This window comes from Sphingopyxis microcysteis, assembly GCF_012274265.1.
Lineage (GTDB): Bacteria > Pseudomonadota > Alphaproteobacteria > Sphingomonadales > Sphingomonadaceae > Sphingopyxis > Sphingopyxis microcysteis.
On sequence record NZ_JAANYY010000003.1, the window covers coordinates 520,569 to 547,099 of the forward strand.

Consider the following 26,531-nt stretch of genomic DNA (forward strand, 5'->3'; position numbering starts at 1 on the left):
CGATTCGTGTTTAGGGGAACAAAATAAGAACATATTTTCCATCTTGTCAAGCAAAAAGGGCGCCGGATCCGCGATCCGACGCCCTTTATTGATCCGCAGAACGCGCGTCTTACTTGACGCGCACCGCGATGAACGCCGACGGATTGCCGCGGCGCAAAATCTCCAGCAGCACCGCGTCGCGCCCGGCGCGCTTGGCATCGGCCACCGCCTTCGCCAACGCGTCGCTGGTCGCCACCGGCACCCGGTTGGCGCTCAGGATCACGTCGCCGCGGCGCAGGCCCTTGCGGCCCGCGTCGCTGTTCGCCGACGCGGCGCCGATGACCAGCCCCTTGGTCCCGGCATCGACCCCGACCGCGCGCGCGATGTCGGGGGTGACAACCTGCACCGCCAGCCCGAGCGATTCCTGGATCGCCTTGTCGGCCGCGCCGGTCGCATCTTCCGGCATCGTCTGTTCTTCTTCGGGATCGAAATTGGTTCCGGCCAGCTCTTCCTCGGGCGGACGGGTGCCGACCAGCACGTTCAGCGTCATCGGCTTGCCGTCGCGGATGATCTCGAGCGGGATGCGCGTCCCCGGCTTGGTGTTCGACACGATGTACGACAGCGTCTGCTGCGGCGTGACCTCCTTGCCGTTGACCTTGGTCACCACGTCGCCGCGGCGCAGCCCGGCCTTTTCGCCCGCCTGCCCCGGTTCGATACGCTGGATGAACTCGCCGCGATCCTTGGGCAGGCCCAGCGCCGCCGCCAGATCCTCGTCGACCGGCGCGATGCCGATGCCGAGGTAACCGCGCTGCGGACGCTCGCCGGCGCGCAGCGCGTCGATCACGGGGATCGCCGCTTCGGCGGGGATCGCGAAGTTGACGCCGATGTTGGCGCCGACGGGCGAGATCAGCATGTTGTTGATGCCGACGACATTGCCCTGCAAATCGAACAGCGGGCCGCCCGAATTGCCGCGGTTGATCGCGGTATCGGTCTGGATATAGCGGTCATAGGCGCCGGTCTGGCCGATGCTGCGTTGCACCGCCGAGATGATCCCCGCGGTCACCGTCGAGCCGAGGCCGAGCGGGTTGCCGATCGCCACCACCCAATCGCCGACGCGCGCGCGGCTGCTGTCGGCGAATTTCACGAACGGCAGGCCGGTCGCGTTGATCTTGAGCAGCGCCAGGTCCGATGCGGCGTCGCGGCCGACGATCGTCGCCTTATACTCGCGCTGGTTGGTCAGCGTCACGGTGACTTCGTTCACCGCCTCGCCGCGCGGGCCGCCCGAAATCACATGGTTGTTGGTGACGATATAGCCATCGGCGGAAATCAGGAATCCCGAACCGCCGCCCTGCTGTTCCTGCGTGATCGGCTCGCGCGTCCCGGCAAAGGGGTTGAGCCGGACGCCCAGCGTCACATTCTGCTTGGTCGAGATATTGACCACCGCGGGCTGCAATTGTTCGACCAGGTCGGCAAAGCTTTCGGGCGCCCCCGACCGCGGCACGACCTTGGCAATTTCGCTCTGCTCATTCTGCGCGACCTGCGCGCCCACCGGCGATTGGGTGACCAGCGCCAGCGCGGTGCCACCCGCCAGCAAGGCCGAAGTGATGCCATAAACATAACGCACGATCGATAATCCTCTTCTCTTCGGAAAACTCACTACCCCGGCCGCGATGGTCTGCGGCGAGGCGGCTGAACGCCAATTGAACATGAACGGGCGCTTTCGGTTCCATTCACCGGCGCACCCGGCCCGATCAACCGCCGCTGAAACGCTTCAGATATTCATTGTCGGGCGACATGATGATCGACGTCCCGCCCTGATTGTTCTCGCCCAGGAAGGTCTGGCGATAGCTCTGCATCGCGCGATAGAAATCATAGAATTCGGGATCCTTGCCAAAGCTCGCGGCATAGATGCGCGCCGCTTCGCCGTCGGCACCGCCGCGGATGATCTGCGCTTCCTTCTGCCCTTCGGCGCGGATCGAGATCGCCTCCTGCTGCCGCGCGGTGCGCATCCGGTTGTACGCCGCCTCCAGCGTCGCGCCTTCGGGCAGGTCGGCGCGCTTGATCCGGACGTCGATGACCTCGGCGCCATATTTGTTCGCCTCGCGGTTGAGCGCGACCTGGATATTGTCCATGACTGCGCCGCGTTCGGGCGACAGCAAGGTCGCAAAGGTGCGCTTGCCGAGTTCGTTGCGCAGCGACGACCCCAGGATCGTCGCCAGCTGCGTCTGGAGCCGCTCCTCGGTGCGGATCGCGGTGTACATGCGCACCGGGTTGGTGATGCGGAAACGCGCAAAGGCATCGACCTGCAACCGTTGCTGGTCGGTCGACAGCACCTGCTGGCGCTCCATGTTCACGCCCAGGATGCGCTTGTCGATATACTGGATGCCGTCGGTAAAGGGCACGCGCAGCACCAGTCCGGCGCCCGAACTGCCATATTCCTCATCGGGCTTGTACCGGTTGACCGTCCGCTCGATCTCGCCAAAGCGCAGAATCAGCGCCTGCTTGTCTTCGGGTACGATGGCCAGCGATTGCTGCAACACGACGAGCAGCGCGACGACGCCGACGAGCAGGCGCACCGGGTTCTGGGTCAGCGACGAAAACATCATTCGCCTCCCTTCGTCGCTGCTGCGGGCGGCGTGGCCGGGATCCGTTTCTGCACTTCGTTCAGCGGCAGATAGGGGGTCACCCCGCGCGCCTCGACGATCGTCTTGTCGACGTTCGACAACACATTCTCCATCGTTTCATAATAAAGTCGCTGACGGGTCACGCCCGGCGCCAGCTTGTACTGTTCATAGATTTTGTCGAACGCCGCGGTGTCGCCGCGCGCGCGCTCCAGCACCTGCTGCTCATAGGCGCGCGCCAGGTTGATCGCCGATTCGCGTTCCTGCCGCGCCGCGGTCACTTCCTTGAACGCTTCGTCGACTTGGCTCGGCGGGTCGACCTGCCGGATCGCGATGCCCTGGATCATCACCCCGGCGCGATACTGGTCGAGCAATTCCTGCATCCGCTGCTGGACCTGCGCCTCGATCTCGACGCGGCCGGGGCCGATCGCCTGCACCAGGTCGAAATTGGCGACCGTCGCGCGCATCGCGCTTTCTGCCACTTCGCGGATCGTGCCTTCGGGATCGGCGAGCTGGAAAAAGAAAAATTCGGGATCGCGCACCGACCAGCGCACTTCATAGGCGAGGTCGACGATGCTCTGGTCGCGCGTCAGCACGAAATTCTCGTCGGTCGCATTCGGCGACCCGACCGCCATCGTGCGGATCGCGCGCACATCCTCCATCCGTACCCGTTCGATCGGCGCCGGCCAGGTCAGCTTCACGCCGGGACCAACGGTGCGCGAATAGCTGCCAAGGCGCGTCACCACGCCTTCCTTTTCCGGCGGCACGATATGGAACGACGAAAAGATCACCCACAACAGCGCGACGCCCAGCACCGCCCATTTCCAGAACTTCGCCGAATCGCCCAGGTTGAACTGACCGCTGCCGCCGCCCGAACCGCCGCCGCCAAAGCCGCCGCGCCCCTTGCGCAGCAGCTCGTCGAGCGCCGAAGGGCCGCGCGGCTTGCGCCCGCGGTTGATGTCGATCGGATCGGGGGTCACCCACGGGTTGCGCGGGCCGGGCTTCTTGCCATCTCCCGAACCGTCGCCATCACCGCCGCCTTTGGGGCCATTGCCCCACGGGCTGTTCGCCATCAGGCTGATCGCCTCGAAAAATTGCCGCAATCCCCTCGGGCTGCGGCGTCCGATACTGCCGTCGATTTTCTCGTTCATAACGCTTTTATAGGGGCGGCGCGCGCGATTAACAGGGGGTGCGCGCGAAAATGGCTGGCATTCGGGTGCGCGATGCCTATCTGCCGCGGACATGACCGACCACAGCACCGCTCTCGCCCGCCTGTCCGATACTGCCGCCGCGCTCAGCGATGGCCGCACCTCGGGGCTGCGCCTGCTCGACGACAACGGATTGCTGGCGGTCGTGCTCGACGTGTCGGGGCTGGCGGCCGAGGACCGCAAGCCGCTCGAGGACAAGCTGCGCGCTGGCCTGCTCGCCGAGCCGGGGGTGAGCGAGGTCCGAATCGCGATGACCGCCGAACGCAAGGCGATGACGATCATTGCGGTCGGCAGCGGCAAGGGCGGGGTCGGCAAATCGACCCTCGCCGCCAACCTCGCGGTCGCGCTCCAGCGTCGGGGCGTCAAGGTCGGGCTGGTCGACGCCGACATCTATGGGCCGTCACAACCAAGGTTGATGGACAGCGAAGGCGTCAAACCCGAAGCGCGCGGCTCGAAACTGGCCCCCGTTCCCAATGCCTATGGCGTCCCGATGCTGTCGACCGGGCAGATCGCCGCGCCGGGTCAGGCGATCGCGTGGCGCGGGCCGATGGCGGGGCGCGCGCTCGAACAGCTGGTCGATGCCAGCTGGGGCGACATCGACACGCTCGTCGTCGACCTGCCCCCCGGCACCGGCGACGTCCAGCTGACGATGATCCAGAAACACAAGCCCGCAGGCGCGGTGATCGTGTCGACGCCGCAGGATCTGGCGCTGATGGACGCAACGCGCGCGGTCAGCCTGTTCGAACAGGCCGATGTGCCGATCATCGGCCTCGTCGAGAATATGGCGGGCTACGCCTGCCCGCATTGCGGCGAGGTCAGCGACCCGTTCGGCAGCGGCGGCGCAGAGGCGGCCGCCGCGACGATGGACCTCGACTTCCTCGGCCGCATCCCGCTATCGATGGGCATCCGCCTTGCCAGCGACGGCGGGGTGCCGCCCGCCGCCGGAACCGATCCCGCCGGTGAGCCATTCCATGCGATAGCGGCAAAGGTCGCGGCTTGGCTCGACGCACGAAAGGGCAAATGATGGCGATCAACGACGAAAGCGAAATCCGCGACCTGCTCGGTCAGAAACGCCGCATTGCGGTGGTCGGCGCCTCGCCCAACCCGGCGCGCGCATCGAACGGCGTGCTCGCCTTTCTGATCGCTCAAGGCCATGACGTGATCGCGGTCAACCCCGGCCATGCCGGCAAGACGATCCACGGCGCGCCCGTCGTCGCGACGCTGGCCGACGTCGAGCCCCCCGCCGAAATCGTCGACATCTTCCGCAACAGCGACGACGCCGGCGCGGCGGTCGACGAAGCGATCGTCCACGGCGCGAAGGCGGTTTGGATGCAGCTCGGCGTCATCAACGACGCCGCGGCCAAACGCGCCGATGCGGCGGGGCTGGCGGTCGTCATGGACCGTTGCCCGAAGATCGAAATTCCGCGGCTGGGGCTCCTGAAATGAAGATGATCCTGACCCTCGCCGCCGCGACCGCGCTCGCCGGCTGCGCGACCACTGCCGCCAGCAGCAATCCGCAGGACGCGTTCTTCGCCGCGCTGACCGCGCATTGCGGCAAGGCCTATGCGGGCAAACTCGCCAGCACCCAGGACGCCGACGCCGACATGCGCGGCAAGGCGATGGTGATGCACGTCCGCGGCTGCACCGCCGACCGGATCGAAATCCCCTTTCATATCGAAGGACTTGGCCCCGACGGCGGCTGGGACCGTTCGCGCACCTGGGTCATCACCCGGACCACCACCGGCCTGCGCCTCAAACACGACCACCGCCACGCCGACGGCAGCAAGGACGAGCTGACGATGTACGGCGGCGACACCGCCGACGCCGGAACGGCGACGCGCCAGGCCTTTCCGGTCGACGCCGAATCGATCGCGTTGTTCACGCGGACAGGGCGCAGCGTGTCGAACACCAACATCTGGTCGGTCGAAACCACGCCCGACAGCTTCACCTACGGCCTCAGCCGCGAAGGCCGCGATTTCCGGGTGACCTTCGATTACCGCCAGCCGGTCGCGCCGCCACCCGCACCTTGGGGTTGGTGACAATGATCCTCCCTGTGGCGAAGCCATGGGGAGGTGGCAGCGCGAAGCGCTGACGGAGGGGCCATGGCGCTAACGTCACGGCCCCTCCACCCCTTGCTTCGCAAGCGGTCCCGCTGGCGCTGCGCGCCGTCTTCGACTCCCCCATGGCTTCGCCACAGGGAGGATGGCATTGCACCAAAAGCCTTTGCCACGCCGACTCCCCCCGCTTATCAGCATGACCGATGGTGGGCATTCGCGACACGGCTTTGAAAAACAAATCGCGCCTGCCGCAGGTCAGCCGCCGCCAGATGCTGGTCGGCGCCACCGCGGCGGGCGGGCTCGCGATCGCGTGGAGCCTGTGGCCACGCGACTATCAGCCCAACCTCACCGCCGCCCCCGACGAGCATGTCTTCAACGCCTTCCTCAAGATCGGCGACGATGGGCATGTCAGCGCGATCGTCCCGCAATGCGAGATGGGACAGGGCGTCACGACGCTGTTGCCGCAGATCATGGCCGACGAACTTGGTGCCGACTGGCGGACGATCGCGGTCGAAACCGCGCCGATCAGCCCGCTCTATACCAACACCTTGCTGGTCGACGAGGATAGCGGCCTGTTCATGCCGCGCACCGGCGTCCCCGATTTCGTCGCCGACGTGCGCGGCTGGGCGCGGCGCGAATGGGCGGTGCGTCACGCGGTGATGCTGACCGCCAACAGCTCGTCGGTGCGGATGTTCGAAGGACCGTGCCGCGCCGCCGCGGCGCAGGCGCGGGCGCTGTTGATGATGGCCGCCGCGGCGCGCTGGGACGCCGATTGGGAAGATTGCGATACGCAGGACGGCTTCGTCACCCTCGGCAAGCAGAAACTGCGCTTCGGCGAAGTCGCCGCCGCCGCCGCGCTGCTCGAACCGCCCGCCGAACCCGTCTATCGTGCCAGCAGCGGCGACCCGCTCTATGGCAAGGAACTGACGCGGCTCGACCTGCCCGCGAAGGTCGACGGGTCGGCCAATTACGCCGGCGACATCCGCCTGCCCGACATGGTGTTCGCCGCGATCCGTCAAGGCCCGGTCGGCGCGACCCGCCTCAAAAGCATCGACCGCAAGGCGGGCATGGCGTCGCCCGGTCTGCTCCATGTCGTCACCCACGAACGCTGGGTCGCGACCGTCGCGCGCAACTGGTGGGCGGCCAACCGCGCGCTCGACCGTTTTGCGCCGGTGTTCGAGACCACGGGGACGCCGGTGTCGACCGACCGCATCGATGCCGCGCTCAAACAGGCCTTGAAGGATGGCGGTTATCGGATGTCGCACAAAGGCGACGTCGCCGAAGCGATGACCGGGCGCAACCGCATCACCGCCGAATATGCCGTCGCCCCCGCGCTGCACGCCCCCATCGAGACGCGCAGCGCCACCGCTGCCCCCGACGGCGCGCGGCTGCGCGTCTGGGTCGCAACGCAGGCACCCGCGCAGTGCCGCGATGCGATCGCGGCGGCAACCGGACTGTCGCCCGGCGATGTGGTGCTGTTCCCGATGATGGCGGGCGGATCGTTCGACGCCTGCCTCGACCACAGCGTCGCGGCGCAGGCGGCGATCATCGCGCTGCAGATCAAACGCCCCGTCCAGCTCGCCTGGTCGCGCGCCGAAGAGATCATGCGCCTGCCGCCCCGCGCACCGGTGCGCGCCCGGATGAGCGCGACGCTGAACGCTGCGGGCGGGATCGACGCGCTGGTGACGCGGATCGCGGTGCCGCCGACCAACCACGAGGTCCGCGCCCGGCTGTTCGACAATGTCCCCGCCGACGTCGCCCAGCGCGCCGCGGTCGGCAGCGCCGACGCCGCTGCGGTCGAAGGTGCGGCAACCAGCTATGCCATCCCCCACCATGCGGTCGATCATTGCCCCGCCGACATCGGGCTGCCGACCGGGCGCTGGCGCGGCAACGCCGACAGCTACACCGCCTTTTTCACCGAATGCTTCGTCGACGAAATGGCGGTGCGCGCCGGAACCGACGGCCTGTCCTATCGCATGGCGATGCTCGGCGACGCACCGCTGCTCGCGCGCTGCCTGCTCACCGCGACCAGCCTCGGCGGCTGGGAAGGCGGCGTGTCGGGGACCGCGCAGGGGCTGGCGTGTCACAGCATGCGCGGCAGCCATATCGCGCTGATGGCGACCGCGCGCCAAAGCGACAAGGGCTTGCAGGTCGAACAATTGGTCGCGGTCGTCGATGCCGGGCGGCTGGTCAATCCGGCGGTCGCGCGGCAACAGATCGAGGGCGGGTTGATCTTCGGCCTCGCCGCCGCGGTCGGCGCGACGACCGATTATGCGGGCGGCGTCGCGACCGCGCGCAAGCTCGGCCAGCTTGGCCTGCCGCGCCTGTCGCAGACCCCGCAGATCCTCGTCGAGTTCGTCGACAGCGACCGTGAACCCGGCGGTCTCGGCGAAATCGCCGTGCCCGTCGTCGCGCCCGCGATCGCCAATGCGATGTTCGCCGCGACCGGGCGCCGTATCCGCCGCCTGCCCCTCTCGGCGCAGCCCCTATGACCCTGCCCCCCGATCACCCGCCCGTCGCCGCGCCGCGCATCGGCGTGCTGCTCGTCAACCTCGGCACCCCCGATGCGCCCGATCCGCCCTCGGTGCGCCGCTATCTGGCCGAGTTTCTGTCCGATCGCCGCGTCGTCGAAATCCCGCAAATCCTGTGGCAACCGATCCTGCGCGGCATCATCCTGACCACCCGGCCCAAAAAATCGGCGCATGCCTATGCCCAGGTGTGGACCGAGGACGGCTCACCGCTCGCCGCGATTACCCGCGCGCAAAGCTCCGCCTTGCAGGCAGCGCTGGGCGGTGATGTGCAGGTCGCCCATGCCATGCGCTACGGCAAGCCCGCGATCGGCCATGCAGTCGACGCGCTGGTCGCGGCGGGATGCCAGCGGATCCTGATCGCGCCGATGTATCCGCAATATTGCGCCGCGACGACAGCGACGGTGGTCGACGCCATGGGCGATCATTTGAAGACCCTGCGCTGGCAACCGGCGCTGCGCTACCTGCCGCCCTATCACGACGATCCGGCCTATATCGCCGCGCTGAAAGCATCGGTCGAGACGGGGCTCGCCGCGCTCGACTTCACCCCCGAAGTGCTGCTCGCGAGCTTCCACGGCATGCCCGAACGGACCTTGCACCTCGGCGATCCCTATCATTGCCAGTGCCACAAGACCGCGCGGCTGCTGTCGGAAGCGATGGGGCGCCCGATCGAGGTCGCGTTCCAGTCGCGCTTCGGCCGCGCCAAATGGCTCGAGCCCGCGACCGACACCCAGCTCGAAGCGCTGGGCAAGGCCGGCAAAAGCGTCGCGATCTTTGCCCCGGGCTTTTCCGCCGACTGTCTCGAAACGCTCGAGGAACTCGCGATCCGCGGCAAGGAGCAGTTTGAAGCCGCAGGCGGAGCGCGTTTTGCCTATCTGCCCTGCCTGAATGCAGAGGCTTCGGGCATGGCGATGCTGGCGTCGCTGATACGCCGAGAACTGTCGGGCTGGCTATAGTTACCAACTGTTTAGGTCGATGCGCTAGATTGCTCCGACGCGGCACCGAAATGGTGCGGTCGCGGCAATTTGGAGAGACGCCATGAACCAGATCCAATCGGCAGCGCTGATGCTCGCCGCGGCTGTGGTCGCCTTTGCGGCGCTCGCTATTGCCGTCTGGTGGCTGCGCCGCCCGCGCACCGCCCCCGCCGCGCCGCGCGCACCGCAGGCGCCGCGCGAAATCCGGATGCCCAAATTGACGCGCACGGCAAAGGTCGAACTCGAACCGGTCGAAATCTCCGCTTCGCGGCTCGCGCGCATCAGCGGCAAGGGGCCGCCCGCAGCGCCGGACGCCGATCAATTCGATCGCGATCCGGCCCTCGAATTCGCGACCGAAGCCGAAACCGAGACGATGATCGACGAGGGCGCGCTCGCCGCGATGGTCGCCGAGGTCGAAGATACCGCACACCGGATCGAAGAAGCCGCGCCCGATGCTGTTTCCCTTCGCCTGGTGCCGCAAATTCCGCCGCGCGACGCGATTTCGACATCGAGCTGGCTCGGCGGTCGCCCGCGCCTGCCGGTCGGTACCGAATGGCCGCAAATCGACGGCGAGCCCGCCGACTTCCTCGCCCAGATCGACTGCGCCAGCCTGCCCCCCGCATTGTGGAACGGACTCGGGCCGCGCGATGGCGCGCTGGCCTTTTTCATCCATCGCCGCGGCTATCGCATGCAGGTCCTGCATGTGCGCGATACCGATGTCGCGGTGGCGCCGCCGCTGGCGCTCGATGATCAGGGCGGCTGGTTCGGCCCGCATGGCGGGCTGCGCTTCGGCGATCTAGAACCCTTTACGGTACGGGCCTTTCCCGAATGGCCGGTCGATCTGGTCGCGGTCGGTCCGGGCGATCCCGACCCGCGCGTCGACGCCGATCCCGCGGACCTTGCCGCGACGCTGTACGACCGCAGTTACGATATCGCCGACCCCGCCTTTCACCCGTTCGACTGGGGCAGCATGACCGCGATGGTCGCGCTGCTGGAAATGCGGCTCGACCGGCTCGCGACCGACCCGACCCCGCCGCCGGGCGCCAGTGCCGAGGCGATCGTCGAGCTGGAACAGCGCGCCGCGATCAATCGCGACGCGCGCGCCCGCGCCGAAGAGATCATCGCCATCGTCCACGATAGCGCCGCCCATGAAAGCTTTTCGGCCAGCGACGCGACCGCGGTGATGGCGGCGCTCCACGCCATCCATTGGGCGCGGTCGATCCACCGCATCGATCCCGAAACCGGCGCCGAAACGCACGAAACGATCACCCTGCCGCTGACCACGCACCGCGCCGACGCCAATCTGTGGGTGCACGACTATCAGACGATCCTGTTCGACCGCGCCAAGCACGCCTGGTGCGCCAACCCCGACAGCCTGTCGGCGCCGATGCGCGCCTTCTACGAACCCTGGTGGCGCGATCTTGCCGCGCGCGAGATGGCGGCGATCGGGCATGAACCATTCCGCTATGTCCACGACTATGATCACGACCGTGACGCGGTGCTGCTCGAATTGCCGACGAGCGGGTTGATGAGCCGGATGTTCGGCGACGGCGACAATCTGGTGGTGACGATCGACAAGGCCGATCTGGCCGTCGGCGACTTTTCCCGGCTGCGCGTTCAGGTGAGTAACTAGCCCGCTGAATAGCTTTGCGATTGACGTTCCGGTCAACTTGCAGCGTCCCGCACCGCGCCTTAGTCTGGCGCCACAATTGTGTGGGAGAGCTTGATTCATGGCACGCGTAGCAATCGTCACCGGGGGCAGCCGGGGTATCGGGGAGGCGATCAGCCTTAAATTGCAGGAACAGGGGGTCACCGTCGTCGCCAACTATGGCGGCAATGACGACAAGGCGCGCGAATTCACCGAACGCACCGGGATCAAGGCGTATAAGTGGGACGTCGGCGACCATCAGGCCTGCCTCGATGGCTGCGCCCGCGTCGCGGCCGAAGTCGGCCCCGTCGACATCGTCGTCAACAACGCCGGTATCACCCGCGACGGCACGCTGGCGCGGATGAGCTACGACGACTGGCACGACGTGATGCGCATCAACCTCGGCGGCTGCTTCAACATGGCGAAGGCGTGCTTCCCCGGCATGGTCGAGCGCGGCTGGGGCCGCATCGTCAACATCGGGTCGATCAACGGGCAGGCGGGCCAATATGGTCAGGTCAATTATGCCGCGGCCAAATCGGGCATCCATGGCTTTACCAAGGCGCTGGCGCAGGAAGGCGCCAAAAAGGGTGTGACGGTCAACGCGATTGCGCCCGGCTATATCGACACCGACATGGTCGCCGCGGTGCCGCCGCAGGTGCTGGAAAAAATCGTCGCGAAGATTCCGGTCGGACGGCTGGGTCAGGCCGACGAAATCGCGCGCGGCGTGGCGTTCCTGTGTAGCGAGGATGCGGGGTTCGTGACCGGGTCGACCATGTCGATCAATGGCGGGCAGCATATGTACTGACGGGCCAAGGGCGCCAGCGAAGGCGTTCGCGTCAGCGAACGGCGAGCTGGCAACCGGTGGCGCAGCCACGGCCCGGTACGGCCAGCGGGGCGGCGATCCCAAAGGATCGCCGAACCCGACTGACCCCCGCCTTCGCGGGGGCAAGCAGCGGCGGCTTTGCCGCCGCTGCCACACGCCGCGCCAGTTACATCGGCATCTCGACTTCGCTCGATGCGAACGGCTAGGGAGAGGCATGGCGGACCACCCCCTCCACCCCCCCGTCAAACGCTCGGTCACCATCGCCGGTCACCCGACCTCGATCAGCCTCGAGCCGATGTTCTGGGACGCGCTCGAAGCGGAAGCCGCGCGGCAGGCGCTCCCCGTCAACGCGCTCGTTGCGCGTATCGACGTCGAACGGATGGAGGCGGACGAACCGCCGAACCTGACTTCGGCGATCCGGCAATGGCTGTGGCGGGGACGCGCCGATTAGATCGCCGCGTAAACCGCCGCCCCGAACGCCGCGCCCTTGTCTGCGGCGTGGTGCAGGAACAGCGAGGGTTCGATCAGCTCCAGCTCCATGATGTGGAGCTTGCCCGCATCATCGCCGACCATATCGACACGCGCATAGACCGGCGGCGCAGGCGCCGCGGCCAGCGCGGCCGCGGCCAGCGCCCGCGCCGCGTCGTTCGCTTCCCACCCCGTCTCGCGTCCGCCGAACTGTTCCTGCACGCGAAAATCGCCAGCAGCGGGCCGCTTGACGATCGCGTGGCTGAATTTGCCGCCAAAGAAGAACAGCGAAAATTCGCCATCGGTCAGGATGCCGGGCATCAGCGGCTGGACGAGGCGGCGCTGGCCCAGCGCGTCGGCGGGAACCGCGTCGCCCGCGGCGATGCGGTGGGTGCCGTCGGCACCGCCCGAGATCGCGGGCTTGATGACGACTTCGTCGGCGCCGAGCTCGCGGCGCGCCGTGGCAAGGCTGGCATCGTCGAGCGCCGCAACCTCGACCGTCGGCACCACCGCGACGCCCTTGGCCGCCAGTTCGGTCAGATACGCCTTGTCGCTGTTCCAGCGCAGCACCGGCACCGGATTGGCGACCGGCAGGCTTTCCGCCTCCAACCGGTCGAGCAGCCCATACCAAGCGGCGACATCGCGCTGATAGCCCCAGGCAAACAGCGGCAGGATCAGGTCGTAACCCGCAAGCACGCCCGGATCGGACCACACCCGCTGCTCGACGATCAACCCGGCGCCGGTCAGCGCCGCCGCCTTGCGCGCAAAGGCGGGCTGCCATTTTTCATAATAGTCGGGCGCGGGGACAAGGATCGCGACGCGGGGCTGGAAGGGCATGGGCTCTCCTGAAGCCCCTCCCCTTCAGGGGAGGGGTTGGGGTGGGGGTTGTCGAGGTGGCGCGACGCCGATGGCCCCCACCCGCTGCGACTAACGAACAAGTTCGTAAGTCTCGCTGCCCTCCCCTGAAGGGGAGGGCGTATTACCTACCGCCCCAGCAGCCCGCGCGCCTGCCCGGCGATATGCGACAGCATCGCGCCGTTCGGGTTGGGAATCGTCCGCGCCCGGTCGACCGTCGCGCGGAACTGCGCCACGCGCGGCGCATGATCGGCCAGCCATTTGGTCACCGCCGCGTCCAGATCGCCCTTCGGCAAACCAGCAAGGAAGGTCAGCCGCATCTGCTGGAAATCGCGCGCCAGGCTGTTGACCAGCAGGCGTTCCCACGGGTCGCCGGGGCTCATGTGCGCCGCCAGCGTCTGCGCCCAGTCGAGCCCCAGCGCTTCGCCCAGATGGGTGAAGGCGCTGGTCACCGCGACCTCGTCGTCGCCGCGCCGCTCGGCAAGGTCGACGATGCCGATCGCGCCGTCGGTCTTGAACAGCCGCACGACCGCGGCAGTGAGCGCCTCGGGCGCGCCCGCGTCGAGCAATTGCTGGGTCAGCATGTCCCACTGGCGCTTGACCGACGGGCTGAGCAGTCCGTCGACGCTGGCGTTCAGGCGATCGACCCCGGGCTCGAGCCGCGCGACCACCGGTCCCGGCTGCGCCAGCGTCTGCGTCACGCGCAGCAGGTCGGCCATTTGCGACGTCATCGCCGACGCCGCCTGACCGAATAGCGACAGGCGGACACTCTCGTCGATCTTGGCCGCGTCGAGCGCGTCCCACAGCGCGGGCAGGTCGAGCAGCCGTTCGACCGCGACGAATGCCGCGGCGATGTCGCCAAGCGCGCACCCTTCCTCTTCGACCAGCTCGAAGGGATGGACGATACCCATGCGGTTGACGATGCGGTTCGCCAGCTTGGTCGCGATGATTTCGCGGCGCAGCTGGTGATCGGCGATCGCGCCCGCGAAATCGCGCTGCATCTCGCCCGGGAACGCGGCGGCAAGGTCGCTGCCCAGCGCCGGATCGTCGGGCAGGCTGCTGTCCTCGATCGCATCCTGCAGCGCCAGCTTGGCGGTCGACAGCAGCACCGCGAGTTCGGGGCGGGTCAGCCCGCGCCCCTCGGCCGCGCGGCGGAGCAACTCGTCGTTCGCCGCCAGCCCTTCGACCTTGCGGTCGAGGCGGCCCGACGCTTCGAACGTCTCCATCAGACGGACGTAAGAGGCGACCGCCGCCGATCCGCCCTGTTCGGCGATCGACAGCGCCAGCGCCTGGAGCCGGTTATCCTCGAGCACCAGGTCCGACACATTGTCGGTCATCCGCACGAGCAACGCGTCGCGATCCTCTTGGCTCAGCCGCCCTTCGGCCATCTCGCGGTTCAGCGCGATCTTGATGTTGACCTCATTATCCGAGCAATCGACCCCGGCGCTGTTGTCGATGAAGTCGGTGTTGATGCGGCCGCCCTTCGCCGAGAAGGCGATACGCGCCGCCTGGGTGGTGCCGAGGTTCGCACCCTCGCCCACCGCGCGGACGCGCAGATCCTCGGCATCGACGCGCAGCGCGTCGTTGGCGGGATCGCCGACTTCGGCATTGTTCTGGCTCGCGGCCTTCACATAGGTACCGATGCCGCCGAACCATAGGAGATCGGCGGGCGCCTTCAGGATCGCCGAGATCAGCCCGCTCGGGTCGATTTCGGACACCGACAGACCAAGCAGCGCCTGCACTTCGGCGCTCAGGGGAATGCTCTTCTGGCTGCGCGGGAACACCCCGCCGCCCTTCGAGATCAGTTTCTTGTTATAATCCTCCCAGCTCGACCGCGGCAGATTGAACATCCGCTCGCGTTCCTTCCAGCTTTTCGCCGGGTCGGGATTGGGGTCGAGGAAGATATGACGGTGGTCGAACGCCGCGACCAGCTGGATCGCCTTCGACAGCAGCATGCCGTTACCGAACACGTCGCCCGACATGTCGCCGCACCCGACGACGCGGATCGTGTCGCTCTGCACATCGACGCCCATTTCGGCGAAGTGGCGCCGCACCGACAGCCATGCGCCCTTGGCGGTGATGCCCATCGCCTTGTGGTCATAACCCTTCGACCCGCCGCTCGCGAACGCGTCGCCGAGCCAGAAGTCGCGCTCCATCGCCAGCGCATTGGCCACGTCGGAGAAGGTCGCGGTGCCCTTGTCGGCGGCCACGACGAAATAGGGATCGTCGCCGTCGTGGATCACCACGCCCTTGGGATGCACGACCTTGCCCGCCACCAGATTGTCGGTGATCGACAGCAGCGAACGGATGAAGATCCGGTAGCATTCGGTGCCTTCGGCAAACCACGCGTCGCGGTCGAGCGAGATGTCGGGGAGCGCCTTGGGATAGAAACCGCCCTTGGCGCCCGTCGGCACGATGACCGCATTTTTGACGCGCTGCGCCTTCATCAGCCCGAGGATTTCGGTGCGGAAGTCGTCGCGGCGATCGGACCAGCGCAGCCCGCCGCGCGCGACCGGACCGGCGCGCAGGTGGATGCCCTCGACGCGCGGTGAATAGACCCAGACCTCGCGCCACGGCAGCGGCTTGGGCAGGCCCGGAACCTTGCTGCTGTCGATCTTGAACGCCAGCGCTTCCGCCGCAGCGGGCGCAAAGGCATTGGTGCGCAAGGTCGCGCCGATGACGGCGTGGAACAGCCGCAGAATGCGATCCTCGTCGATCGACTTGATGTCGGCGAAGCCCGCAAGGATCTCTGCCTCCAGCGCTTCGGCGCGCTTGGCGTCGCGGCCCTTGGGATCGTGCAACGCGGTGAAACGCTCGATGAGCGCCGCGCTCAGCGCCGGGGCGTGGCGCAGCGCGCTGACCACCGTGTCCATGCCATAGGCCGAACCGCCCTGGCGCAGATAGCGGAACCAGGCGCGCAGCCAGACGATCGCGCGCGGATCGGTCTGGTTGGTCAGCACCAGTTCGTTGAACGCGTCATTCTCCGCCTTGCCGTCGAGCACCGCGGCGATCGCGCCTTCGAGCACTTCGGCATGGGGCAGCAGCGCCAGTTCGTCGACATTGGCGGGCAGGCGCAGCGTGAAATCATGGATGACGATCGGCAATTCATCGTCGGCTTCCGCCCCCGGCGCCCGGCCATGGCCGAGCGCGGTCGGGATTTCCTCCAGCACCTCGAACCCGAAATGTTCGAGCGCCGGGACGACGTCGGACAAGGCCAGCGGACCCGCGGCGCTGTACACCTTCAGCCGCAGCCGGTCATCGCCGTCGAGGCTCTTTTTCGCGAGCCGCACGCTGCGCGGGCGCTCGGCATCCAGATCGCGCAGGCGCAGAATGTCGCGCGCCGCTTCTTCGGGGTTGTAGAGGTTGCGGTAATTGGGCGGGAACATCGGCGCGAACCGCGCCGCCAGCGCCGCCGCGCGGCCCGCATCACCGCGCTTCGCCAGCGCGGCCTCGACCTCGGGCTGCCAGCCGCGGACCATCTGTTCCAGCTGGGTATTGAGCGCGGCCGTGTCGGGGACCACCCCGCCGCTGCGCAGGTCGAGCGTGTAGCGCAGCAGTGCCGCGCCGCCATCCTCGAGCACCATCGTCCAGCCGATGACCCCGGCCTTCGCCTCGCGCACCAGCATCGCTTCGACCGCGATGCGGCGGCCGGTCGATACTTCGTCGCGCGGCAGCCAGACAAAGGCGAACAGGTGACGACCGAGCGCGCTGCGCACCGTCACGATCTTGGGCCGCGGCCGGTCGGTGATCGACATCGAGGTGAGCACCAGCTCTTCGAGCGACGCACCGTCGAACGCGATCAACAGGTCGTGCGGCAGCGCGGTCAGCGCATGCGCCAGCGCCTTGCCCGCGTGGCCCGCGGGATCGAACCCGAATTTCGCCATCAGCGTGTCGAGCTGCGCGCGCAGCACCGGCACCTTGGCGGGCGGGGTCGACAGCGCGGCGCTGGTCCACAGACCGGCATGGATCGACAGGCGGTCGACCTTCTTGCCCTTCATTTCGGGGACGATGACGAGGTCGAGCAGGACGCGGCGATGCACCGCCGACAGGCGGTTCGATTTGATCAGCAGCGGCGCCGGGCCGCCCCCCGTCTTTTCTTGAGCGTCGAACCAGGCGAAGGCGGCATCGAGCGCCGCGGGTGACAAAAGCTGGCTCTCGCCGCTTTCGCTGACGCCCAGCGGCTCCTGAACCTTGCCGTCGCGCGTCCGCCATTCGTGGCCGAGCTGGGTCATCGCCCCGCCCTCGAACCAGCGCAGCAGTTCAGCGCCCTCGCCCTCGGCGCGCATCGCGGCGTCGGCGAGCATCGCGGCGCGCATCGCCCGCCAGTCGCGGACCGCGGCGCGCACGTCGCGCAGCGCCGCTTCGAGCGCGTCGAGCAGGCGCCGCCGCGCGCGGGCGTCGCCGCGTTCGAGTTCCATATAGATGACCGATTCGCGCGTCGGCCCCTCACCCGCTTCGACCAGATGGCCCTGCGCGTCGCGCTTTACCGCGACGACGGGGTGAAGGATGCGGTGGACCGCCAGCCCTTGCGCGGCGACGATCTGCGAGGTCGAATCGACCAGAAAGGGCATGTCGTCGTTGACGATGACCAGCCGCATGCGGCGGTCGGTGCCGTCGGCCGCCATCGGTTCGAGCAGCAGCGACGGGGTGTCGGCGGTGCGATCGAGCGACGCGCGCCCCGCAAACTGGCTGGCGTCGGCCAGCGCCGCCTTGTCCATATCGTCGCCCTCGCCGGGCAGCGCGCTGCCGTGCAGCGCCGCCAGATAGGCGGCGGCGATTTTGGCGGGGACTTTGGGGGTGTCGGTGGTTGGCGTGTCCGTTGCCGGCGTGGCGGACGAATTTTGAGACATAAAGTGCAGCATCCCGAAGCAAAACACGGGGATCCCTGCCGACGATCGGCGGGGGTCCGTTCGCTCCCCACCCTATGCGCCTGTGGCGCGCGCGGCTCAAGGCCTCGTTCGCGCGCCCATGTTAATTTATTTCAAATCTTGGTTTGTCTGTTACGCGGTCGGACTCAGCCGCCGGTGATCGGGACCGCCTTGCGCGCGAGCTTGGTGATCAGCGCCGGATCGTCGGCGGCCTTGGCGACGATGCCGATATGCCCGCCGGGCATGGTCCGCGCGATCAGCACGACAAATTCGGCATCGCCGGCATCATGTTCCAGGATGATCGCCGGGTGCGCGCTGCGCAGCGCGTCGAGCTTGTCATCGACCCGCGCGCCGTCTTCGCGCGCGGGTTTGCGGCGCGCACGCGCATCCTTGACCAGGCCTTTCAGCCCGCCCGGATAGCGATCGAGATAGGCGGCAAGTTCGCCGCGGCCAACGCCTTCGTCCTTGGCATGGCCCAGTACACAGGCATATTCGGCGAGGCGCGTCTTGTCGTAGGTCGCGCCGAATACCAGTTTGACCACCGGCGTCATCGGCGCGCGCTCTTGCACCGCCAGCCCCGCGTCGTCGAGGAGCGCGGCAAAGGCGTCGGGTTGCTGTTCGGCGACCAGTGCAAAATCCCACGCCTTCGCGACCGCCTGATACAGCGCGCCGCGGCTGCGGCTATCGGCGGCGATCGCGCGCTCGGCGGTCTCGCGCGCCAGCGCCAGCCAGTCGGCGAGTTCGGCGTCGGCGCCCGGATCCTCGCCGATGTCGAGGTCGTTCTCCGACGCATCGTCCGCGGTCGGCCCGACGACGATCGGCACGTCCTTATTGTCGATCAGGGCGCCAAAGCCGGGGGTTGCGTCGCCATGGCCGTCGACATCATCGTCGAGATGTTCGCTATCGGGGCCGTCGGCCCACACCGGCACCGGCGCGGTCAGCGGCGCCGCGCTGCGCAGCGCCTGTTCGACCGACAGCTGCAACTCGGCGGCCTGATCGGCAGGCACCGCTTCCTTCCAGTTGATCACCCCCATGATGAAGTCGATCGTGTCGTCGTCGGACGAGAAAGGCAGCAGGATGCCGCGGTACATGATGGTGACGCCGCGATCGTTGACGAATTCGGCCTCGAAGCCGATCGGCGCCCGGTTGGCGATGATCTGCAGATAATGGTCGGTCAGCCGCGACAGCAGCGAACGGCCGGGGATCTGGCTGATGTAATGAACATCCTCGTCGATCTGCGACTCCGCGCGGAGCCGGTCGCCGACAAAGGCGATGCCGGGGTTTTCGACGCCGGCGGTAAAATCGAGCAGCACGGCGTGCGACCCGAAATCGGCGCCCTCCAGATCGAGATCCTCGACCGAGGGATAAGCGCGGTCGGCGAGCAACGACGCCCAGTAATTATAGGCGCGCACCTGCATCCGCCGTTCGTCGACACCGACCGACGCCGGCGGATCGATCGCGCCGTCATCCTGGTCGTGGCTGCCCGAAAGCAGTCCGCGCATGCTGTCCATCATTTATCCCCAGCCATAAACATCGGGGAATGTCATGCACCAGAACTGGTAAAAGCCGCGTAAACGATGCCCCGCGCGCTGCCGGGCGGCGGCGTTGCCAAACAGGATGGCGCCGAGCGGAAGCAGAAGGTTCCGGCCGCCGCGCGATCTTTGCCACGCGGCGGCCGGTCCGGGGGGAGAGCCCGTTTATGTACTGAGAAGTATATAAATAGCCGGGACGGCGTCAAGCGCTTTCTGTACCGGTCAGTAAACTTCTTCTATCAGCGTCCCGGCCACAGCTTGAGGCCGGTTTCGACCAGCCGCTCAAGCTCGGCGCGCGTCGCGCCCGCGCCCGCCTGCACCGCCATCCCCTGATTCATCGCGGTCAGAAACGCCGCAAGCCCGGCCGGATCGACATCGTCGGGAAAATCGCCCTCGGCCTTGGCGCGCGTAAATCGTTCGAGCATCGCCTGCTTCGCCGCCGCGCTGCGCGCCACCACGGCTTCGCGGATGCATTCGGCCTCGGCGCCGCAAGCGACCGAGTTGATCACGCCAAGGCAGCCGCCCGGATTTTCGGGGCAGCTGTACATGTCGAGCGCGCCGTGCATCAGCCGTTCGGCCACTCCGCGCGCGGTCGGCGCGTCGAGCGCGGCGCGCATATAGTCGGTCTTTTCGAGCTCATAGAGATCGAGCGCCTTGTTAAACAGCGCTTCCTTGTTGCCGAACGCGGCGTAGAGGCTGGGCTTGGTAATCCCCATCGCTTCAGTGAGGTCGGCCATCGACGAGCCCTCATAGCCTTTCGACCAGAACACGCGCAGCGCCGCCGCCAGCGCTGCATCGACGCAGAACTCGCGCGGACGGCCTTTCGGGGCGGTGGCGGCTTCGATTTCCATAACGGCTGGTATATAAGTTAGACGCTGAAAAATGTCCAGCGGCGCCCGATCGGTACGCCGCCAACCGTCCGCGTGGACATTTTCGGCTTTGCCTCAACGAAAAAGGGGAGAGCCGCGGCGGCCCTCCCCCATATTCGCTCGTTCGCCGGCGATCACTTCAGGTTGAAGCGCACCCCGACGCGGAAGGCGCGGCCCAGCAGATCCGAATAGGTGCTGTTCGCCGCGAGCCCGGTTTCGGGCAGCAGGATCGGGTCGCCGTTGAGCAGGTTCGTCACGTTGATGAAGAACTCGCCGCGACCATCGTCGCCGCCGACCGAGAATTTCTGCGTCAGGTTGAGGTCGACGTAGAAGGCGCCCTTGATGCGATTGCGTTCATAGGTCGGCGCGTTGACCGTCGAGACGGGGCAGGTCGTCTGGCATTCGATGCCGTTGGCGACATATTTGCCCGCGCTCACCCCGCGGCCCACCGCGGTGATGCTGAAATCATCATCGTCGTAAGCGGCGCTGACGCGGTAGATCCATTTCGGCGTCGTGGTCTGGCCACCGTTGACGCCGACCGAATTGAGCACCACCGTCCCGGGGACGCCGCTGTTGAAGCGGTTTTCCAGATACCGGGTGGCAAGCCCGCGGATCGTGAACGCACCGCTGCCCTGTGCCATCGGGATCCGGTAGGATGCGTCGATATCGACGCCGCGGACCTTCTGGCTCGCCGCGTTGAACGGGCGCGTCAGGATGACGAGATAGGGCTGCGCCGGATTCTGCGTGCGTGCGGGGTCGACGCTGATCGCGTTACAGAATGCCTGTTCGCCCAGGAAACACAGATTGACGATCTGCTGGGCGCTGAACGCGCTGATCCCGCTCTTCAATCGGATGTCGAAATAATCGACCGCCAGATTGAACCCGGGCAGGAAACGGGGCGTGAAGATCGCGCCGACGTTCCACTGGTCGGATTTTTCCGGGGTCAGGTCGGTGTTGCCCGTCGCAAAGCCCGAATAGCTGTAACCGGCCTGCGGCGGTTGACCGGCGGGGACGAAGGACGGGCTGGTGCCGGTGATGAAGCCGGGGTTGCTCACCGAATCGCTGTTCGCGGTACCCGCCTGGAACAGGTCGTTGAGGTTGGGCGCGCGAATGTCGCGCGACCGCGTCACACGCAGGCGAATGTCGTCGATCGGCTGCCAGGTCGCGCCCGCCTTCCACGTCGTCACATAACCCGCGGTCGAATAGTCGGTCGCGCGCACCGCGCCGTTGAATTCCAGACCGAAGCCGAGCGGAATCACGGTTTCGAGATAGGCTTCCTTGACGTTGTACGACCCGAAGCTCGGCAGGTAATTGCCCACCGACCAGCGGTTGGTGGCGCCAATGACGTTGCCGTTCACGTCGCGCGTCGGTACCGGCTGGAATTCGTCGGGCACGAAGCCGCTGATCTTTTCCTTCCGATATTCGGCGCCGACCGCGATGCTGACGTCGCCAGCCCAGGTCGCAAACGGGGTGAGCGACAGGTTGGCGCCGACGACCATCTGTTCCAGCCGCTGTTTGCGATACGGATCGCCCAGCACATAATCGATCGCCGCCGGATCGGCGACGCCAAGGCCGAGGCGATTGAGCGGAACGCACGCCGCGTCATTGTTGTTCGGATTGGCGTCGACGTTGATCAGACACTGGATCGATCCGGTCGGAAAGCCGCTTCCGGCAGGCGCGAAGGCCGCGTCGCGGGCGGCGTTGATGCGCGCGATATTCTGGATGTCGCGCAGCTGTTCGCGCAGGTCGGCGCGGCCATATTGACCGTAAATGTCCCAACGTGCGGTCTTGCCGAATGCGTCGAACTGGCCTTCGGCGCCGATCAGATAGCGCTGGACTTCACGCTTGTTGTTGATCCCGCGGAACGGCAGATCGGCCGAGGTCGTGGCGATGGTGACGCTCGTGATGCCCTGCAGCGCTGCGGCACCCAGCGTGTTGAGCAGGAAGGCGTTGCAGGTGATCGGAACCGGGGTCTGGGTACAGCCGGTCGCGTTGAGCACGATCCCGGTCTGCAGGTTCGGCCCCGCGTTGAACAGCACTTCCTGCTTGTTGTACGCGGCTTCGGCGAACAACTCGACATTGTCACCGACCTCGTAGCTCAGGCGCCCGAACACGCCGTAACGGTCGTCGCGCGGGTCGAGGCCGATGTTGCGCCCCGAATCATTGACGCGCCAGTCACCGCCCCGCGTGCGCAGCGGCACCGCGGTGCCGGTGGGCGAAGGGAAGGTCAGATCGCCCCAGACGAACTGGTTTACCGATCCGCCGCTGCCGAAATAAATGCCGCGCAGTCGGTTGGCGGCACCGCCTGCGGAGTTTGTGATAATGCTGCCCGGGGTCGAGTTGGTCGGCCCCGCACCGCGCACGAAAATATATTGCGGCGCCCCCGAATTGGCGTTCGCCAGATAGGCCGGATTTTCGAACCGCAGGAACCCGATCGCGTTCCAGTCGCGATCGACCTGCAGGATTCCGTCATTGTGCGCGACTTCGCCGCTGAGCAGGACGTGACCGCGCCCGCCCGCAAACGCCATGCCGGCCGCGGCGCTGAACGAATAGTTGAAGCCGTCGCCTTCCTGGGTGATGCCACTGTCGGCCTCGAACTTCAGGCCTTCGAACTTGTTGTTGAGCGCGAAGTTGACCACGCCCGCGACGGCGTCGGAACCATAAGCCGCGGACGCGCCGCCGGTCACGACCTCGACGCTGGAAATCAGCGCCTGCGGGATCGTGTTGATGTCGACCAGCCCGGTGATCGTCGACCCCACCGAACGGCGACCGTTGACCAGGATCAGCGTGCGTTCGGACCCCAGGTTGCGCAGGTTGAGCGCGTTGATGCCCGCCTGACCGCTCGAGATGTTGAGGCGCGAGTTGGACGGACGGGTCGAACCTGCAAGCGACGGCAGCGTGTTGACGAAGTCGGCGATGTTGTTCGTCGGCGAACTGTTCTGGATCTCGGTTTCGCTCAGCACAGTGAGTGGGGTCGGCGCCTGGAACCCGTCGCGCGCAACGCGCGAACCGGTGACGATGATCTGATCGGCGTCTGCGGCCTCGATGGAATCGGCGGGCGCCGCCGTTTCCTGCGCCAGCACCGGCGCGCTGTGAACGAGCGCCAGCGCAGTCATCGCCGCGCCAAAGCTGCTGCTGCGGCCCAGCGACCGGCGATTTCGTTCAAGATAGCGCATGTTAAACGTCCCCTTCATTGCCCAACGGCGCGCCGCGCATCGCTCGATGCGGTTCCCGGCACCGATGCACCGGGCTGGCGCGCCCCCACTATGTCCGCCCTGACTGCCTGACGGCTGCTTATGCCGTCTTGTTATGATTTTCCGGCTTTCGACCTTCACGGCCCGATTGCCGCTGCGCGTCCTTCGCGCCGACAGCCGGGTCCGTGACGGGAAGGTTACAGGGTGGTTACGGGCGGTCAACCGCTTCGCGCTGACCCTGACGATATGGACCTATAGCCACAGGGCATGGCATCGCGGAACGCCTTGGCGCGGCGGCGGATAGCTTGCAGTTATAGGAGGCGCCCCGCTTGCTATGGGGTGGCGACCCCATGCTACGATAGGCTGACGCTTCGTCATCGGTCATTTTGTCGGGGAAGTTTCGTTGATCCAGCGCCGCGCGTTCCTGCTCGCCTCGGCCGCGCTTGTCGCGATGCCGGGAAGCCTTCTCGCGAAACCACGGGTCAAGGGCGGCACGCAACGGGTGAACCTCGCCGGGTCGCGCGCGCCGATCGAGGTCATCGAGGACGAATTGGGCGTGCCGCACATCCGCGCCGGATCGCGCCACGACGCCTTTTTCGGGCAAGGCTATCTGGTTGCGCGCGACCGGTTGTTCCAGATGGACATGGAACGCCGCCGCGAGATGGGGCGGATGGCCGAAGCCTTCGGCCCGCGCTTCGTCGCCGCCGACCGCGCCGCGCGGCTGTTCCATTATCGCGGTGACATCGACGCCGAACTGGCGGCGCTGCCGCCCGACGTGCTCGACTGCGCGCGCGGCTATGTCGCCGGGGTCAATGCGCGGATCGACGAACTCGCCGCCGATCCCACCGCGCTGCCGCTGGAATATGGCATTTTGGGGATTCGCCCGCTGCGCTGGGACGTGCGCGACCTGGTGCGCAGCCGCGGCATCGGCATGGGCGACGCCGACGACGAGGTGCGCCGCGCGCAACTGCACACGCGCGGCCTGCTCGACGCCGAACAGCTGTTTGCGCCGCTACGCCCCGCCTGGGCCTTTACCGTACCCGAGGGGCTCGACGTCGCCGCCGTCAGCGAGGCCGATCTGGGCGTGCTCGATCCCGCGGCCCGCCCGGTGCCGTTCGACGCCATCCAGGAAGCGGCGCTCGATCCCGAATTGCGCGGCAGCGACCGCTTTGCCCTCGGCAGCAATGCCTGGACCGTTTCGCCTTCGCGCAGCGCGACCGGACGGCCGATTTTGGCCAACGATCCGCATCTGGGCATCGGCGGCGCCAGTCCGCGGCACATGGTTCATATGACCGCACCGGGGCTCGACATCATCGGCGCGGGGGCGCCGGGGCTACCGGGGATCATGCAGGGGCACACCGACCGCTTCGCGTTCGGTCGCACCAATTTCCATATCGACCAGACCGACCTGTTCATCCTGCGCACCAATCCGGACGACCCGAACCAATATTGGCACAAGGGCAAATGGCGCGCGTTCGAAACCCATGAGGACGAGATCATCGTCAAGGGCGCGCCGCCCGAGCGCGTGACGCTGCGCTATGCCGATGGCCGCCCGATCGTGTCGCAAGACGCCGCGCGCAATCGCGCCGTCGCTTTTGCCACGGTCAGCATGCTGCCGGGCGCCAACATGAAATTCGCGATCATCGCGATCAATCTGGCGACCGATTGGGCGTCGCTTCAGCAGGCCTTCAAGCTGCACGTGTCGCCGACCAATCTCCATTACGCCGACATCGACGGCAATACCGGGTGGCAGACGATTGGCTTTACCCCGCGGCGGCCGAAGCATGACGGGCTGTTTCCTGCCCCCGGCGATGGCGATTTCGACTGGACGGGACTGCTGCCGGTCCAGGATATGCCGCACGTCTATAACCCGCCCGAAGGCTGGTTCGCATCGGCAAACCAGATGAATCTGCCCGCGAACTATCCCTATCGCGAGCGGATCATCAGCTTCAACTGGAGCGATCCCTATCGCTACGACCGCTGCGCCGAGGTGCTGCGTAGTCAGCCGAAGCACCGGATCGCAGACAGTATCGCGTTGCAGCACGACGTCCAGTCGCTGCCCGCGCGCGCGCTGTTGAAACTGCTTCCCGCAAATATGTCAGCCGAGGCGGCGCCAGCGGCGGCGCTGCTCAGGCGCTGGAACTGCGGGATCGAGGCCGATAGCGCGGCGGCGCTGTTGTTCGAAATGGTGATGGTGGCGCTGGCGACCGATTTCCGCGACCGCGTGGTTCCCGCGGCGGCAAAGGATCTCATCCCGACGGTCAACCTGTCCGAGATGCTGCGCATCCTGGGAACGCCCGACCAGCGGCTGGGCGAAGATCCCGCCGCGGCGCGCGATGCCATGATCGACCGCGCACTGGTGGCAGGCTGGCAAAAGGCAATCGAGCTTGGCGGTAGCGACCCCGCAAAGTGGCAGTGGGGCGACCTGCACCGCGTGATGATCGCGCACCCCCTGGCATCGTCGATCCCGGCGATCGCGGCGGCATTTCCCAAAATCGAGGGCGGCCGGTCGGGGGGCGACGGCACGACGCCGATGGCGCGCGGCTTCAATTCGCGGCGCGGGTTCAATGTGTCGCATGGCGCCAGCTATTTGTTCGTCGCCGACGTCGGCGCGTGGGACAACAGCCGCTTCCTGCTGCTCCCCGGCCAGTCCGCCGATCCGCGTTCTCCGCGTTACCGCGACTTTTACCCCAAATGGCTAGCGGGGGCGATGCAGCCGCTGTGGTTCAGCAAGGCTGCGGTGGATCGTCATGCGGTGGGGCGGACGATATTGGCGCCTGCGAAGAATTGATGGCGTCGTAGGCTGAAACAGCAACTCTATTGCGCCCAATTCCCCGTTCGCATCGAGCGAAGTCGAGATGCCCCTCGAACCGGCGCCGTCCCGATGGGTGTCTCGACTTCGCTCGA

General features: G+C 67.0%; 18 protein-coding genes. 10 read left to right on the plus strand and 8 right to left on the minus strand.

The genetic code is table 11. From position 1 onward, the window contains the following. Window positions 1-109 precede the first annotated feature (109 nt). From G9408_RS10280 to hflK, 3 genes are all read right to left on the minus strand, one after another. Entirely contained in the window at window positions 110-1,603 is a 1,494-nt protein-coding gene (locus G9408_RS10280; protein ID WP_120215132.1) for a trypsin-like peptidase domain-containing protein, read from the minus strand. Window positions 1,604-1,730: 127 nt separating this feature from the next. Continuing rightward, window positions 1,731-2,582 (minus strand): protease modulator HflC, encoded by an 852-nt coding sequence (gene hflC, locus G9408_RS10285; protein ID WP_168454108.1) that lies wholly within the window; start codon window positions 2,580-2,582, stop codon window positions 1,731-1,733. Further along, the gene (gene hflK, locus G9408_RS10290; protein ID WP_168453897.1) at window positions 2,582-3,751 is read right to left on the minus strand and encodes a protease modulator HflK; all 1,170 of its coding nucleotides are present in this window, start codon (window positions 3,749-3,751) and stop codon (window positions 2,582-2,584) included. The genes hflC and hflK overlap by 1 nt, the downstream gene beginning before the upstream one ends. 91 nt (window positions 3,752-3,842) lie before the next feature. Between hflK and G9408_RS10295 the strand changes: the two genes are divergently transcribed. The 9 genes from G9408_RS10295 to G9408_RS10335 all read left to right on the plus strand — a co-directional run bounded on the left by G9408_RS10295 (window position 3,843) and on the right by G9408_RS10335 (window position 12,289). After that, on the plus strand, window positions 3,843-4,832 hold the full coding sequence (locus G9408_RS10295) for an Mrp/NBP35 family ATP-binding protein (RefSeq protein WP_168453898.1): 990 nt from the start codon (window positions 3,843-3,845) through the stop codon (window positions 4,830-4,832). Then, window positions 4,832-5,254 (plus strand): CoA-binding protein, encoded by a 423-nt coding sequence (locus tag G9408_RS10300; protein ID WP_168454109.1) that lies wholly within the window; start codon window positions 4,832-4,834, stop codon window positions 5,252-5,254. The genes G9408_RS10295 and G9408_RS10300 overlap by 1 nt, the downstream gene beginning before the upstream one ends. Next, the gene (locus tag G9408_RS10305) at window positions 5,251-5,847 is read left to right on the plus strand and encodes a hypothetical protein (RefSeq protein WP_168453899.1); all 597 of its coding nucleotides are present in this window, start codon (window positions 5,251-5,253) and stop codon (window positions 5,845-5,847) included. Before G9408_RS10300 ends, G9408_RS10305 begins: the two co-directional genes overlap by 4 nt. Window positions 5,848-6,068: 221 nt before the next feature. Beyond that, window positions 6,069-8,357 (plus strand): xanthine dehydrogenase family protein molybdopterin-binding subunit, encoded by a 2,289-nt coding sequence (locus G9408_RS10310; RefSeq protein ID WP_168453900.1) that lies wholly within the window; start codon window positions 6,069-6,071, stop codon window positions 8,355-8,357. Further along, the gene (gene hemH, locus G9408_RS10315; RefSeq protein ID WP_168453901.1) at window positions 8,354-9,349 is read left to right on the plus strand and encodes a ferrochelatase; all 996 of its coding nucleotides are present in this window, start codon (window positions 8,354-8,356) and stop codon (window positions 9,347-9,349) included. Before G9408_RS10310 ends, hemH begins: the two co-directional genes overlap by 4 nt. An 82-nt stretch (window positions 9,350-9,431) precedes the next feature. Beyond that, the gene (locus tag G9408_RS10320; protein ID WP_210423311.1) at window positions 9,432-11,000 is read left to right on the plus strand and encodes a DUF1963 domain-containing protein; all 1,569 of its coding nucleotides are present in this window, start codon (window positions 9,432-9,434) and stop codon (window positions 10,998-11,000) included. A gap of 97 nt (window positions 11,001-11,097) precedes the next feature. Then, on the plus strand, window positions 11,098-11,820 hold the full coding sequence (gene phbB / locus G9408_RS10325; RefSeq protein ID WP_120215124.1) for an acetoacetyl-CoA reductase: 723 nt from the start codon (window positions 11,098-11,100) through the stop codon (window positions 11,818-11,820). Between the two features lie 56 nt (window positions 11,821-11,876). Continuing rightward, a complete protein-coding gene (locus tag G9408_RS10330; protein ID WP_168453902.1) occupies window positions 11,877-12,044 on the plus strand; it encodes a hypothetical protein in 168 nt (55 codons plus the stop codon). 8 nt (window positions 12,045-12,052) lie between these two features. Next, complete coding sequence (locus G9408_RS10335) at window positions 12,053-12,289, plus strand: ribbon-helix-helix domain-containing protein (protein ID WP_168453903.1); 237 nt, start codon at window positions 12,053-12,055, stop codon at window positions 12,287-12,289. Here G9408_RS10335 and G9408_RS10340 read toward each other — a convergent pair. The 5 genes from G9408_RS10340 to G9408_RS10360 form a co-directional block, all read right to left on the minus strand. After that, window positions 12,286-13,143: an ATP-grasp domain-containing protein gene (locus G9408_RS10340; protein ID WP_168453904.1), complete on the minus strand. Its 858-nt coding sequence runs from the start codon at window positions 13,141-13,143 to the stop codon at window positions 12,286-12,288. The genes G9408_RS10335 and G9408_RS10340 overlap by 4 nt on opposite strands. A gap of 146 nt (window positions 13,144-13,289) precedes the next feature. Next, the gene (locus tag G9408_RS10345; protein WP_168453905.1) at window positions 13,290-18,011 is read right to left on the minus strand and encodes an NAD-glutamate dehydrogenase; all 4,722 of its coding nucleotides are present in this window, start codon (window positions 18,009-18,011) and stop codon (window positions 13,290-13,292) included. Window positions 18,012-18,175: 164 nt separating this feature from the next. Further along, complete coding sequence (locus tag G9408_RS10350; protein WP_168454111.1) at window positions 18,176-19,540, minus strand: PAS domain-containing protein; 1,365 nt, start codon at window positions 19,538-19,540, stop codon at window positions 18,176-18,178. 260 nt (window positions 19,541-19,800) lie between these two features. Then, window positions 19,801-20,412, minus strand: a complete 612-nt coding sequence (locus G9408_RS10355) for a TetR/AcrR family transcriptional regulator (RefSeq protein ID WP_168453906.1) — start codon at window positions 20,410-20,412, stop codon at window positions 19,801-19,803. 152 nt (window positions 20,413-20,564) lie between these two features. Next, the gene (locus G9408_RS10360; protein WP_168453907.1) at window positions 20,565-23,606 is read right to left on the minus strand and encodes a TonB-dependent receptor plug domain-containing protein; all 3,042 of its coding nucleotides are present in this window, start codon (window positions 23,604-23,606) and stop codon (window positions 20,565-20,567) included. 421 nt (window positions 23,607-24,027) lie between these two features. On the opposite strand from G9408_RS10360, the gene G9408_RS10365 reads away from it, so the two are divergent. Further along, window positions 24,028-26,415, plus strand: a complete 2,388-nt coding sequence (locus G9408_RS10365; protein ID WP_168453908.1) for a penicillin acylase family protein — start codon at window positions 24,028-24,030, stop codon at window positions 26,413-26,415. Window positions 26,416-26,531: the final 116 nt, after the last annotated feature.

Excerpts from the sequence above, each read along its gene's own strand:
- hflK (WP_168453897.1), bottom strand. The coding sequence starts at position 3,751 with ATGAACGAGAAAATCGACGGCAGTATCGGACGCCGCAGCCCGAGGGGA.
- phbB (WP_120215124.1), top strand. The coding sequence starts at position 11,098 with ATGGCACGCGTAGCAATCGTCACCGGGGGCAGCCGGGGTATCGGGGAG.
- G9408_RS10360 (WP_168453907.1), bottom strand. The coding sequence starts at position 23,606 with ATGCGCTATCTTGAACGAAATCGCCGGTCGCTGGGCCGCAGCAGCAGC.
- G9408_RS10300 (WP_168454109.1), top strand. The coding sequence starts at position 4,832 with ATGGCGATCAACGACGAAAGCGAAATCCGCGACCTGCTCGGTCAGAAA.
- G9408_RS10340 (WP_168453904.1), bottom strand. The coding sequence starts at position 13,143 with ATGCCCTTCCAGCCCCGCGTCGCGATCCTTGTCCCCGCGCCCGACTAT.
- G9408_RS10335 (WP_168453903.1), top strand. The coding sequence starts at position 12,053 with ATGGCGGACCACCCCCTCCACCCCCCCGTCAAACGCTCGGTCACCATC.
- G9408_RS10320 (WP_210423311.1), top strand. The coding sequence starts at position 9,432 with ATGAACCAGATCCAATCGGCAGCGCTGATGCTCGCCGCGGCTGTGGTC.
- G9408_RS10350 (WP_168454111.1), bottom strand. The coding sequence starts at position 19,540 with ATGGACAGCATGCGCGGACTGCTTTCGGGCAGCCACGACCAGGATGAC.
- hflC (WP_168454108.1), bottom strand. The coding sequence starts at position 2,582 with ATGTTTTCGTCGCTGACCCAGAACCCGGTGCGCCTGCTCGTCGGCGTC.
- G9408_RS10305 (WP_168453899.1), top strand. The coding sequence starts at position 5,251 with ATGAAGATGATCCTGACCCTCGCCGCCGCGACCGCGCTCGCCGGCTGC.
- G9408_RS10345 (WP_168453905.1), bottom strand. The coding sequence starts at position 18,011 with ATGTCTCAAAATTCGTCCGCCACGCCGGCAACGGACACGCCAACCACC.
- hemH (WP_168453901.1), top strand. The coding sequence starts at position 8,354 with ATGACCCTGCCCCCCGATCACCCGCCCGTCGCCGCGCCGCGCATCGGC.
- G9408_RS10295 (WP_168453898.1), top strand. The coding sequence starts at position 3,843 with ATGACCGACCACAGCACCGCTCTCGCCCGCCTGTCCGATACTGCCGCC.
- G9408_RS10310 (WP_168453900.1), top strand. The coding sequence starts at position 6,069 with ATGGTGGGCATTCGCGACACGGCTTTGAAAAACAAATCGCGCCTGCCG.
- G9408_RS10355 (WP_168453906.1), bottom strand. The coding sequence starts at position 20,412 with ATGGAAATCGAAGCCGCCACCGCCCCGAAAGGCCGTCCGCGCGAGTTC.